The 11,982-nt window shown below is 53.9% G+C and carries 11 protein-coding genes; 4 read left to right on the top strand and 7 right to left on the bottom strand.

Annotation, left to right across the window (positions count from 1 at the left end; genetic code table 11):
* Positions 1-150 precede the first annotated feature (150 nt).
* Positions 151-603: a DUF4385 domain-containing protein gene (locus tag ACOTYH_RS16425; RefSeq protein WP_039270055.1), complete on the top strand. Its 453-nt coding sequence runs from the start codon at positions 151-153 to the stop codon at positions 601-603.
* A gap of 151 nt (positions 604-754) precedes the next feature.
* On the top strand, positions 755-2,062 hold the full coding sequence (locus tag ACOTYH_RS16420) for an MFS family transporter (RefSeq protein ID WP_017383558.1): 1,308 nt from the start codon (positions 755-757) through the stop codon (positions 2,060-2,062).
* Here the strand turns inward: ACOTYH_RS16420 and ACOTYH_RS16415 are convergent.
* The 5 genes from ACOTYH_RS16415 to trxC form a co-directional block, all read right to left on the bottom strand.
* Entirely contained in the window at positions 2,059-2,382 is a 324-nt protein-coding gene (locus ACOTYH_RS16415; RefSeq protein ID WP_003860739.1) for a YfiM family lipoprotein, read from the bottom strand. The genes ACOTYH_RS16420 and ACOTYH_RS16415 overlap by 4 nt on opposite strands.
* Before the next feature lie 45 nt (positions 2,383-2,427).
* Positions 2,428-3,783 (bottom strand): CDP-diacylglycerol--serine O-phosphatidyltransferase, encoded by a 1,356-nt coding sequence (pssA, locus tag ACOTYH_RS16410; RefSeq protein WP_421637831.1) that lies wholly within the window; start codon positions 3,781-3,783, stop codon positions 2,428-2,430.
* Between the two features lie 109 nt (positions 3,784-3,892).
* Positions 3,893-6,556 (bottom strand): bifunctional acetate--CoA ligase family protein/GNAT family N-acetyltransferase, encoded by a 2,664-nt coding sequence (locus ACOTYH_RS16405; protein WP_047741465.1) that lies wholly within the window; start codon positions 6,554-6,556, stop codon positions 3,893-3,895.
* Positions 6,557-6,591: 35 nt separating this feature from the next.
* Positions 6,592-7,290 carry a tRNA-uridine aminocarboxypropyltransferase gene (gene tapT / locus ACOTYH_RS16400; RefSeq protein WP_047732548.1) on the bottom strand — a complete coding sequence of 233 codons (699 nt, stop codon included), beginning with the start codon at positions 7,288-7,290 and terminating at the stop codon, positions 6,592-6,594.
* A 70-nt stretch (positions 7,291-7,360) separates the two neighbouring features.
* Positions 7,361-7,780 (bottom strand): thioredoxin TrxC, encoded by a 420-nt coding sequence (gene trxC / locus ACOTYH_RS16395; RefSeq protein WP_032649129.1) that lies wholly within the window; start codon positions 7,778-7,780, stop codon positions 7,361-7,363.
* A gap of 204 nt (positions 7,781-7,984) precedes the next feature.
* On the opposite strand from trxC, the gene ACOTYH_RS16390 reads away from it, so the two are divergent.
* A complete protein-coding gene (locus ACOTYH_RS16390) occupies positions 7,985-9,070 on the top strand; it encodes a tRNA/rRNA methyltransferase (protein ID WP_017383555.1) in 1,086 nt (361 codons plus the stop codon).
* Between the two features lie 39 nt (positions 9,071-9,109).
* Here the strand turns inward: ACOTYH_RS16390 and ung are convergent, their stop codons facing one another.
* On the bottom strand, positions 9,110-9,799 hold the full coding sequence (gene ung / locus ACOTYH_RS16385; RefSeq protein WP_003860729.1) for a uracil-DNA glycosylase: 690 nt from the start codon (positions 9,797-9,799) through the stop codon (positions 9,110-9,112).
* Positions 9,800-10,114: 315 nt separating this feature from the next.
* Here ung and grcA point away from each other — a divergent pair, with 315 nt between their 5' ends.
* Positions 10,115-10,498, top strand: a complete 384-nt coding sequence (gene grcA, locus ACOTYH_RS16380) for an autonomous glycyl radical cofactor GrcA (protein ID WP_003860727.1) — start codon at positions 10,115-10,117, stop codon at positions 10,496-10,498.
* Between the two features lie 52 nt (positions 10,499-10,550).
* On the opposite strand, the gene srmB is transcribed toward grcA, so the two are convergent.
* Positions 10,551-11,879: an ATP-dependent RNA helicase SrmB gene (gene srmB, locus ACOTYH_RS16375; RefSeq protein ID WP_017383554.1), complete on the bottom strand. Its 1,329-nt coding sequence runs from the start codon at positions 11,877-11,879 to the stop codon at positions 10,551-10,553.
* Positions 11,880-11,982: the final 103 nt, after the last annotated feature.

Here is an 11,982-nt window from a genome sequence, read left to right as displayed (position 1 = left end):
TGAGAGTAGGGAACTGCCAGGCATCAATTAAGAAGAACCCCGTACCGTAAGGTGCGGGGTTTTTTGCTTTGTACGTAGAAAACATGCCGGATGGCGGCTTCCCCTTATCCGGCCTACAATTGTTAAAACAATTTTAACAATGGTGCCGCTTTGACTCGTCCCTTTGATTATCAACAAGATTTTGCCAATATTAATTTTCGCGAACATCCCGAATGGTATCAGGTTGGCCGGGGTGAGCAGGGCGTATTGATGGTCGAGCCTTATAAAAGCGAAATCCTGCCGCACTGGCGTTATAAAAATGCTGAAGTCGCAGCGCGTTCGGCAGAAGAGATCTACGCCCTTTTTGAAGAATACCGCAGGAAAAACGATTTTGTCGGCATGGATATGGCGCGTAAATTCATACAGATGGGATACACCCGTGCCCGGCGATACGCCAATCATAAAGGCGGTAAAAAGTATGATGAGAAGCGCCAGGTCAAACCCCTCGATCACGATCCAGTAAAAGCAGAAGCCGCTGCGGTGTTCAAAACGTGGTGGGATAAAATTCGTGCTGATGAAGATTATTTGCAGCGAAAAAAGGCTCACCAGCAAGCGTGGGGATAATTACTACGTCCGCTAATAATTCGATACCTGATCGAGTTCACAAAATCCAATGAAACATATTGGAAACATTTTATTTACCTAACGATTCGTTTTAAATCCGGTTTTACTGTTTGTGGGCAATGGCCCGCAATGTGAGACAGGGGATTTTAAAATGACAGAAACCGTAGCCAGTGCAGATACGGATAACACAAGTTTAGCAGGCAAGGATACTCGCCGTCGGGTTTGGGCAATCGTTGGAGCTTCATCGGGGAACCTTGTAGAGTGGTTTGATTTTTACGTCTATTCATTTTGTTCACTCTACTTTGCACATATCTTCTTCCCGTCAGGGAACACCACAACGCAGCTTCTGCAAACCGCAGGCGTTTTTGCCGCCGGGTTCCTGATGCGTCCCATTGGCGGATGGCTGTTCGGCAGGATCGCGGACAGGAAAGGGCGCAAGACATCCATGCTCATCTCCGTGTGCATGATGTGCGTCGGCTCGCTGGTGATTGCCTGCCTGCCCGGATATGACACTATCGGAACATGGGCACCGGCGTTGTTGCTGCTGGCACGCCTGTTCCAGGGGCTGTCAGTGGGTGGCGAATATGGCACCAGCGCGACATACATGAGCGAAGTAGCTGTTGAAGGGCGCAAAGGTTTCTATGCATCATTCCAGTATGTAACCCTCATTGGCGGTCAGCTGCTGGCGTTACTGGTTGTGGTGATCCTTCAACAAATCCTTAGCGATGAAGATTTACGCGCCTGGGGCTGGCGCATCCCGTTTGCCCTGGGGGCTGCCCTGGCGGTTGTGGCGCTGTGGTTACGCCGTCAGCTTGATGAAACCTCCCAGCAGGAGGTCAGGGCGCTGAAAGAAGCCGGTTCGATGAAAGGGCTGTGGCGAAACCGCAAAGCGTTTTTGATGGTATTAGGCTTTACCGCCGCAGGCTCGCTAAGCTTCTATACCTTCACCACCTATATGCAAAAATATCTGGTCAACACCACGGGCATGCATGCTAACGTTGCGAGTGTCGTCATGACGGTGGCGTTACTGGTCTTTATGCTCATCCAGCCGATTGTTGGCGCGCTGTCGGACAAAATAGGTCGCCGCACCTCCATGCTGATCTTTGGTGGCATGCTCACCCTGGGGACTGTTCCGCTTTTGACGGCGCTACAGCATACAACCTCTCCGTATGCCGCTTTCGCTTTGATTATGGTGGCACTTATTATTATTAGTTTTTACACGGCAATCAGTGGCATTTTGAAAGCAGAAATGTTTCCCGCACAGGTGAGGGCGCTGGGCGTAGGCCTCTCTTATGCGGTCGCTAACGCCCTGTTCGGCGGTTCGGCAGAGTATGTCGCGCTATCCCTTAAGTCATGGGGCAGTGAATCGACCTTTTTCTGGTATGTCACCATCATGGGGGCGCTGGCGTTTATTGTCTCCCTGATGCTGCATCGTAAAGGAAAAGGGATCCGCCTTTAATAATGCGCCATCTGCCAGACGGCGTAGCCGGTTGTTGCCCCGGCTACGTCCCAGGCAAAATCTTTCCAGCTCCAGCCGCTTCCCGAGGGGCGGCTATCCCAAAGTTCTTTTGATGCCCCCAGGCTGATGGAGAACATCAGCCCCATTGTGGCACTTCGATCCCGGCTATAACCCTGGTGCAGCGCATATTCATTACCCGCAGCGGACAACATTGCAGACGCCAGAAAGTGTTGAGCTTTATCCTGACCCGACCAGTTATCATTAGCCATATGGCTGCAACCGGTCAGGAAAAGAGGGATTATCAGGAAAGGCGTACGCATTAACAGACTCCATAAAAAAGCCCCGTCGATGACAGGGCTCGTGTATTACAGAATGCGGCTGATGAGGCGGTCGATACGGATCCGACGTAGACGGCGAATCAGCTTGCGAACTTTCACCGGATAATCAGCGATGCTTTGCAGATCGCGATAATGACGAACCACTGTACTATGCGTGCGTATAAGCTCCAGCTCACGATCGCGTTTCGCGGCTAACGCATGCTGAGGATCGTGAATAAGGATGGCGTTTTCCAGATCCAGACGCCAGGCGCGTGGGTTGAGATTATTACCGGTCAGCAGCATCCACTCATCATCCACCCACATTCCTTTGAGGTGATAGCTGTTGTCTTCATCTTTCCAGAGACGCACAACCAGCTGGTCCGTGTTCACATAGTACTGTAAACGGCTCAGGAAGCGGCGCAGGTTAATCTCATAGAGATAAGGCAGTGCGCCGATGATCTTGAAAGGTTGATCTTCCGGAATGAAAAAGTCATTTGCCGTTTTATCCCCGACAATAATTTCCACCTTTTTACCATCACGCAGCAGCTGAATGATATTACGCACCAGAACGGCGGGAAGGTTGAAGTACGGGGTACAGATGGTGAGCTTATGCTCCGCGCACGGCATCAAATGGAAGATGGTCTTGTTCAGCAGGCTGGATTTTCCCAGGCCTACCAGAGGCGTAACGGACAGTTCTTCATTACTGGCATCCCCCTGAAAACGATAAACCGCATCGCGCAGTTCCTGGCGGAAGGAGCGAACGTCGTTTTTGATTTCCGGGCTTTTCGGACGATGAGGATCGTCAAGACGATGCACACCCCGGCCATGAACCAGGTTTTTATCAACCCAGTTGAACATGATGTCGGCCATCTGCGGATTGCGGATCAGATGGTAGCGATCGTAACGGTATTTATCGAGCTGATGGAGATACACATCATTCAGGCTGGCACCGCTATAAAGGACGCTGTCATCAATGATAAATCCTTTAAAATGAAGAACGCCAAGCGCTTCACGGGTATTCACCGGTACGCCATACACCGGGATATCAATACCCGGATTTTCCTGGGCCGTGCGGCAATACCAGTCAGCATTGGTATTCGAGGCAGCCGCACCAATACGGCCGCGCTGAGCACGGTGCCAGTCAACCAGCACGCGAACATCCAGTTCTGGACGCTGACGTTTCGCTTCATAGAGCGCGTTCAGGATCGCACGCCCACCTTCATCTTGTTCAAGATAGAGCGCCACAATGCAAATACGTCGCGTAGCGCTGGCAATCTTTTCCAGAAGCGTCTCCCGGAAATGAGCGGGAGCATAAAAGAACTCTACATCATCAACTGACTGAGAAATCTTCGGTAGTTGAGCAAGGTGTTGTTGATGTTTATTACGCTTAAATTTTGACAACATCACAGTGCGTTTCTTCTCTGTTCATTGAAGGGTTGTCTGTACCAGGCAAACAACATAAGCGGACAATGATACCCCAGTGCCGCGAAAAGTGGGTAACATTTCCAGCAGCTTACTCTTGTTTATCCGTCGAAATCAGGCTGAGGGACAGAGAGACAATGCCTTCATCCAGCTGGATATCAACGTCAAAACCGAGCTTCCGCGCCAGGGTCACCATACCCCGATTGTTTGGCATAGTAATGCCATTCAGGCGTGACAATCCGTGATCGCGCGTATAACCAATGAGTTTTTCGAGCAGCCGTCTGCCCAACCCCAAACCCTTAAGATCGGAACGCACCAGTACGGCAAACTCCGCATCCACGTTATCCGGGTCGGAAATGGCACGCGTCACGCCGAGGATCTCCTCTCCCGCTCCGGAACGGCGGACCGCCACAATCGCCATTTCTCGATCGTAGTCGATCTGGGTCATATTGGCTAAATCGTCGTGGGTAAATTCATTGATTTCGCTGAAATAGCGATAGTACAAATCTTCCTTCGTCACCTGCGAGATGAACGCCCGCAGCAGCGGCTCGTCTTCCGGCAGGATAGGGCGAAACAGCGCCCGTTCCCCATTTTTCATCTCCACCCACTCTTCCAGATGAAGAGGATAAGGACGAATGGCGAGACGGCTTTCCCGATCACCGATAAAGGGCGCAATATCCAGCGTCACGTCCAGCGCGGTAAATTCATTTCCGGAGGCAAGAAGGGGGTGGATATCCAGGCGCTGGATCTCCGCACAGTCAACAATGAGGTTGGAGACCTTCACCAGAAACTGGCTTAATCCGGCGATATCAAGCGGCCGCAGAGCGCTTCTCCCGCGGATTTTTTTGCTTTTGATGGCCTGAATAATCAAATAACGCGCCAGGTTCATGTTTAGAGGAGGAAGCGCGACAACCGCCTGTTCTTCTGGCCGCCACTCAACGCCGCCTTCACCCAGCATAATGAGCGGACCAAAAACCGGATCGTGTTCGACAACCACGCGCAGCTCCTGCGCACCTGCACGGTTGGCCATGCTCTGCACCAGCAGGCCGTGGATCCGGGCCTGTGGCCACGTCATTTTTACGCGATCGATAATGGCATCCGCGGCCTGTTGTACTTCTGTCGCGGTGCGCAGATACAGCATGACGCCCTGCACATCCGATTTGTGCGGAATATCGGGAGAGCGCAGCTTCAGCGCGACCGGATAACCAATCTGCTCAGCGATATGTACCGCCTCAGCGCTGTCGCCGGCAATCCAGGTGGGCAGGGTTTGCATCCCATAGCTGCCAAGAATGGGTTGTACCTCATGTGTATCAAGAGAAGTGGCGCCCTCTTCGATGGCCTGCTGCAAAAGCCTGTGCACATCCACTGAATTTGCGGTGAGATTGCCCGGCAGGGCAGGCGTTTCACGCAGCTGCTTCTGGTTGCGGCGGTATTCAACCATATGCATAAACGCGGTAATGGTGCCCTCCGGGGTACGGTAGGTTGGCAACCCGGCTTCACTAAACAGACGCCGTGCCTCCTGGGAGGAGAACTCGCCGCACCAGTTGGTCAGCAGGGTAACGTATTTGCCGCGGGGATGTTTTCGGACTGCCTCAATCAGCGCACGCGCACTTTCGCTGCCTGGCGCAACCGCGCTGGGCGAATGGATAATCATCAGTGCATCAAAGTCCTGGCTATCGAGCAAAATCGTGATCGCCTTAATGTAACGATCGCTGCTGGCATCATCGCGCAAATCGAGGGGATTATCGGGAACAACGCTTCCCGGTAACGCGTCCCGCAGGCGCTGTAGCGTCTCTTCACCCAGAGTGGCCAGCTTGCCGTTGCGTAGCCAGAGCTCGTCCAGCGCCAGGGCGGCGGGAGCGGCACCGTTGCTGACAATCATCAACTTTTCACCGCGCAGGGGGCGCATGTGGCTTAACGTTTCGACGGCGGAAAAAAGCTCGTGCGTATCCTGTACCCGCAGTAAACCGGCGCGCTGGATCGCTGCATCCCATGCGGGATCCATCCCGGAACGGGAATGTAGCAGGCGCTGAGCCGCGGGGCTGCGCCCGCTTTTGATGACCAGTATCGGTTTATTTCGCGATGCGCTACGCGACGCCGACACAAAACGACGGGCGTCGCTCAGGTGTTCAAGGTAGAGCAGGATAGCGCTGGTTTTGCTGTCACGCGCCAGGAAATCCAGCAGCTCATCGACGTCAATGTCCAGGCTGTCACCCAAAGCGATGAAGTAGGAAAAGCCCATCTCACGCTGCTGCGCCCAGTCGAGGATGGTATTGGATACCGCAGCCGACTGCGAAATAAAGGCCAGTTTGCCTTTACGGATCGGAACCGGGGAAAAACTGGCATTCAGCCCTTGCCAGGGCGCAAGCAGGCCGAGGCTGTTTGGACCAAGAATGCGCATCTGGTAGCGGCTGGCGCAGACCAGCAGTTCGGGCTGCTGTTCAGGAGGCGAGGAAAGAATAATGCAGGTTTTACAGCCTTTCTGACCGAGCGACTCAAGCAGTTCGAGGTTTCGTTTCGCATGTGTACAGAGCACGGCGAGGTCGGGAACGAAAGGCAGGCTCTGCACATTCGGCCACGCCAGTACCCCCTGTACCGCTTTATAAGCGGGCGTAACGGGCATGACCGGGCCGTTAAACCCGCCAGCCAGCAGGTTACGCATCATCAGATACCCTGCGCGGTCCGGTTTCATCGAGGCGCCAATAACGGCAATGGATTTCGGACGGAGTAGCGCTTCTAACCCTCTCTGGCTCATGCAGGCCTCCCGTGAATGCAAGCGACCTGATGATTTTAAACGCTTTCTGTCTCTGTTGCTGTGACGCTACCCTTATGAACGGTTTTTCCCGCAAGATAACGTTCACGGAAGCAGGAGAAGTGGGAGCCCAGCGCGCCGGCCGCCTGGGTATCGCCCGCCAGATCCAGTAGCGCAATAGCGACTTCAGCGGTGCAATATTGACCGTCGGCATGCGCTTCACGCAAGCGATAGGCCGAAACGCGCGACAGATCGACGGAAATCACCGGCAGCGCATCAAGGTAAGGGCTTTTGCGAAACATCTTTCTCGCCTCGGTCCAGGTGCCGTCGAGCATAATAAACAGCGGCGGCTTACCGGATGGTGGCGCCGTAAGCACCTGACGTTGTTCGCCTGCATATGATGCCGGGAAAACGACCATGGGCTGATAGTCCGGGCTTGCCACCAGGTCGAGCAGAGTCTGAGGTGGCTCAGTGCGCGACCACTGAAACGCTGCGGTGTTGGGCAGAATATCGGCGATCAAACGCCCCGTGTTGCTGGGCTTCATCGGTTCGGTATCGAACATGACCAGACAAAAGCGGCTTTTCGCCTCGCTCGGTGCAAGCGTTTCGCACAGACACACTTTCAGCGGTAAAAGGCAGCGCTGGCAGCGGCGAATACGATTGCCTCGGGCCAAAAAAGGGCGGGTGGCGCGCGCAAGGCGCTCGGCGCGTAATTGAAGTACAGCGTTATCAGTCATGGGCGAAAAGGCAGGAAAAACCCCATTTTCGCAGAGGAGAGAACGGGGCACAAGGTATGCCCCGTGAATGTTACAGGGATTCGTTTAACCAGCTGTCGAAAGGCGCTTTCGGTACTGCACCATTGAGCATATCGATCACTTCACCATTTTTGAAAATCATAATGGTTGGAATGCTGCGAATGCGAAAACGGGCGCTGAGTTCACGTTCCGCTTCGGTATTCACTTTGACAAAACGCATTTTCCCGCTGCGCTCTTCAGCCACGTCTTCGAAGATGGGCGCAAAGTTACGGCAGGGGCCGCACCACGGTGCCCAGAAATCGACCACAACAGGCAGATCGTCCTTGAGGAGTTTGTCCAGCGTAGCACCCGTCGCGTTAATGACATCGCCATCAAATAATTCGTGGCCACAACGCCCGCATTTCGCACCGTCATCCATCCGGTCGTCCGGAATGCGGTTTACAGCCTGACAGTTGGCACATACGGTATTCATAACTAACCTCTGATAGAGCCGTGGAACAACGGCAGAACGCCGATAATGTTTCTGATATGTTACATATTATCAGTGAGCTTGTATGAAACGACAATGCGTTTTATTCAATGGGAACAATAGTCACAGGCTTTTGTACGAAATTATGGCTATGAGCTTGCACATCGGGTAATCTGCGCGCTTCGCGCAGCGCTGGTGGAGAAAAGCATGAACGACGAAATGAAAAACAAAAGCGGCAAGGTCAAAGTGATGTATGTCCGCAGTGATGATGACTCTGATAAACGCACCCAAAATCCGCGTACCGGAAAAGGTGGCGGGCGTCCGGCGTCTTCTCGTGCAGACGGTGGCCGTCGCCCCGCCCGCGATGACAGAAATAACCGCGGCGATGACCGCAAACGTGATGACCGTAAGCGTGACGATCGCAAACGCGATGATGTTGTCCGTGACGGTGGATCGCCATGGCGTACCGTTTCTCGCGCGCCCGGTGAAGAGGCGACCGAAAAAGCCGATCACGGCGGTATCAGCGGAAAAAGCTTTATCGATCCGGAAGTGTTGCGTCGTCAGCGTGCGGAAGAGACCCGTGTCTACGGTGAGAACGCCTGTCAGGCCCTGTTCCAGAGCCGCCCGGAGTGTATCGTTCGTGCATGGTTTATTCAGAGCGTGACCCCGCGCTTCAAAGAAGCGCTGCGCTGGATGGCGGCGAACCGCAAAGCCTACCACGTGGTTGACGATGCCGAGCTGACAAAAGCGTCCGGTACAGAACACCACGGCGGCGTCTGCTTCCTGATCAAAAAACGTAACGGCACTACCGTGCAGCAGTGGGTTAGCCAGGCGGATGCCGATGACTGCGTGCTGGCGCTGGAAGATGTGGGTAACCCGCATAACCTGGGCGCTATGATGCGTAGCTGCGCGCACTTTGGCGTGAAAGGCGTTCTGTTGCAGGATGCCGCGCTGCTGGAATCCGGTGCGGCGATTCGTACTGCGGAAGGCGGTGCAGAGCATGTTCAGCCGATCACCGGCGACAGCGTGCTGGAAGCCCTGGAGCAATTCCGTAAAGCGGGCTACACCATTGTCACCACCTCAAGCCGTGCCGCTACGCCGCTGTTTAAAGCGACGTTGCCGCGCAAAATGGTGCTGGTGTTAGGTCAGGAGCGTGATGGTCTGTCTGATGCGGCACTCTCCAGCGCTGACCTGAGCGTCTCTATCGACGGCACTGGCAACGTTGAAAGCCTGAACGTATCCGTTGCGACCGGCGTGCTGCTGGCGGAATGGTGGCGTCAGAACAAGGCATAAGCCTTTGATGTGCCGGGCCTGACCCGGCACATTCAAACCCTACTCGCTCTCTGCGGGTAACACAGGCATCCAGTCAATCGGCTTTTCGCCACGCTTTTCCAGCCACTCATTCGTCAGAACAAAATGATTACTGCCAAAGAAACCGCGATGCGCAGACAGCGGCGACGGATGCGGTGCCTTCAGCACGTGATGACGCTGACGATCGATAATCGCCCCTTTCTTTTGGGCATGCGAACCCCAGAGTAAAAACACGACGCCTTCACGATGCTCATTGATCAGGCTGATAACCTTATCGGTAAAGGTTTCCCATCCCAGACTGGCGTGGGAGTGTGCCTGACCCGCCCGGACGGTTAATACGGTATTCAGCAACAGCACGCCCTGGCGCGCCCAGCTTTCCAGATAACCGTGATTAGGGCGGGTGAAACCAGGAATCGTTCCTTCCAGCTCTTTATACATATTCAGCAGAGAAGGGGGGATGGCCACGCCCGGACGCACGGAAAATGCCAGTCCGTGAGCCTGCCCGGGGCCGTGGTACGGATCCTGCCCCAGGATAACCACCTTTACATCACTCAGTTCGGTGTAGCGGAAGGCGTTAAACACATCTTTCTGCGGCGGATAAATTGTCTGGCCGGCCTGCCGTTCAGCCGCAACGGTACTGAGGGTGTTAATAAAATAGGGCTGCTGCTTCTCTTCTGCCAGCACGTCATGCCAGGTTAAAGGTGTTGTCATCTCGCTCTCCTGCGAATCTCATTCTGTGTCTAGCTTACCTGCTAAACCCCAATGAGCAAAATTACCCGCGGAAAAGCAGGCTAAGTGTCTCAATTTATGTTGAAAACCAGGCAGGATAAGTTGAATTGGTAAACCTTTAAAATTGATCTAAAACAAAAAATACAGACCACACTCTTTGTGTGGTTGGTGGTTTTGTTGATTTAAATCAATAAATCACCCGGGTCTGAATGTTATATATACACACAACAAACAATGGTTTTACCAATTGGCCGCAAAAGGCCAGCATCAGTTAATGTAGCCTAAGGGAGGCAACACATGATTACAGGTATCCAGATTACTAAAGCTGCAAATGACGATCTGCTGAACTCTTTCTGGCTGCTGGACAGCGAGAAAAACGAAGCGCGCTGTGTAGTAGCGAAAGCAGGTTTTGCGGAAGACGAAATCGTTCCGGTGAGCAAACTGGGCGAAATTGAATACCGTGAAATTCCAATGCAAGTGCAACCAGAAGTACGCGTGGAAGGCGGTCAGCACCTGAACGTTAACGTCCTGCGTCGCGAAACGCTGATGGATGCCGTTGAGCACCCGGAAAAATACCCGCAGCTGACCATCCGTGTGTCTGGCTATGCGGTGCGTTTCAACTCTCTGACCCCGGAACAGCAGCGCGACGTTATCGCGCGTACCTTTACTGAAAGCCTGTAAGGTTTCAGCTTCGGGGGTGGAATAAAAAAGCCGGGAATATCCCGGCTTTTTTTTACTCTTCCGTTTTTGTCTCTGGCGCAGCAGAACTTGGCTTACGGCGCTTACCAATATTTTTGGTATCGCGGTGGCGCTGTTTAACGCGCGGCTTCTCTTTTTCTTTCTCTTTTCTCTCAGCACGTTTCGCGAGCGCTTTCTTGGACGGTTTACCCGTCATTTTTTCACTCGGCGCACGTGTGGTCGGACGAAGCCCGTCAATCACGCGAGCTTTCAGCGGCTCCTCAACGTAGCGGCCAATTTTCTGTAGCAGCAGATGGTCGTGCGCTTCTACCAGAGAGATAGCAATACCTTTGCGGCCCGCACGGCCGGTACGACCAATACGGTGCAGGTAAGTATCACCGCTGCGCGGCATATCAAAGTTGATTACGTGGCTCACGTCCGGGATGTCGATCCCGCGCGCGGCAACATCGGTGGCAACCAGCACATTCACGCGGCCATCGGTCAGGCGCTTAATCCCTTCGGTTCGCTTAACCTGCGCCATTTCACCTTCGAGATAGCAGTTGTTAATGCCGGCGTTGCGCAGCATTTCTGCCAGCTCATGCACGCGCTCACGTTTGCGTACGAAGACGATGGTACGGGTTGCCTCTTCCTGCTTCAGCAGGTGTTTCAACAACTCAACCTTATGCTCAAGGTTATCTGCGCGGTAGTACCACTGGTGGATCTTCTTACGCTCACGGGTCGATGGCGTAGCGGACACTTCCACCGGATCTTCCAGCAGACGTTCGGCGAAATCTTTAATGGCATCCCCTTCAAGGGTTGCCGAGAACAGCATTGTCTGATTACGCCAGCGCGTTTCACCCGCGATGTGTTCGATATCCTGGGCAAAGCCCATGTCCAGCATGCGGTCAGCTTCATCGAGAATCAGCGTTTCCACCGCGCGGCAGTCGAAGTTCTCTTCTTTTATGTATTGCAGCAGACGGCCCGTCGTCGCGACAACGATATCCTGGTTTTCGCTGAACACTTCGGCGTGGTTCATATACGCTACGCCGCCGGTGATGGTCGCGATATCCAGATGGGTGTTCGCCGCCAGCTCACGCGCGTGTTCGGCAACCTGCATCGCCAGTTCACGGGTCGGGGTCAGGATCAAAATGCGCGGCGGGCCTGATTTTTTACGCGGAAAGTCGAGCAAATGCTGCAACACAGGCAGCAAGTAGGCTGCTGTCTTCCCCGTGCCGGTTGGCGCAGAACCGAGCACATCACGGCCCTCAAGCGCAGGCGGAATGGCCGCGGCCTGAATGGCGGTCGGGCGTGTAAAGCCTTTGCTCTCAAGGGCATTGAGCAGGCTTTCATCGAGTTCAAGTTCGGAAAAAGTCGTTACAGTCATGTTCTACCTCTGTGTGGGGCGCTGATTATAGACGTTACGGCTGTAATCTTCATCTGTTTGTATGGATATCGCTTTTCGACCACTTCGCTTTCCCCTATGCTAC

Origin of the sequence: Enterobacter cloacae complex sp. SHL001 (genome assembly GCF_049236825.1) — a bacterium.
GTDB lineage: Bacteria > Pseudomonadota > Gammaproteobacteria > Enterobacterales > Enterobacteriaceae > Enterobacter > Enterobacter hormaechei_C.
The sequence above is the reverse complement of the archived record's forward strand: the minus strand, read 5'-3'. Positions and strand labels throughout refer to the sequence as shown.

Coding starts and splice junctions, on each gene's coding strand:
- trxC (WP_032649129.1), bottom strand. CDS start 7,780: ATGAATACCGTATGTGCCAACTGTCAGGCTGTAAACCGCATTCCGGAC.
- ACOTYH_RS16420 (WP_017383558.1), top strand. CDS start 755: ATGACAGAAACCGTAGCCAGTGCAGATACGGATAACACAAGTTTAGCA.
- ACOTYH_RS16405 (WP_047741465.1), bottom strand. CDS start 6,556: ATGAGCCAGAGAGGGTTAGAAGCGCTACTCCGTCCGAAATCCATTGCC.
- ACOTYH_RS16390 (WP_017383555.1), top strand. CDS start 7,985: ATGAACGACGAAATGAAAAACAAAAGCGGCAAGGTCAAAGTGATGTAT.
- pssA (WP_421637831.1), bottom strand. CDS start 3,783: ATGTTGTCAAAATTTAAGCGTAATAAACATCAACAACACCTTGCTCAA.
- tapT (WP_047732548.1), bottom strand. CDS start 7,290: ATGACTGATAACGCTGTACTTCAATTACGCGCCGAGCGCCTTGCGCGC.
- grcA (WP_003860727.1), top strand. CDS start 10,115: ATGATTACAGGTATCCAGATTACTAAAGCTGCAAATGACGATCTGCTG.
- srmB (WP_017383554.1), bottom strand. CDS start 11,879: ATGACTGTAACGACTTTTTCCGAACTTGAACTCGATGAAAGCCTGCTC.
- ung (WP_003860729.1), bottom strand. CDS start 9,799: ATGACAACACCTTTAACCTGGCATGACGTGCTGGCAGAAGAGAAGCAG.
- ACOTYH_RS16415 (WP_003860739.1), bottom strand. CDS start 2,382: ATGCGTACGCCTTTCCTGATAATCCCTCTTTTCCTGACCGGTTGCAGC.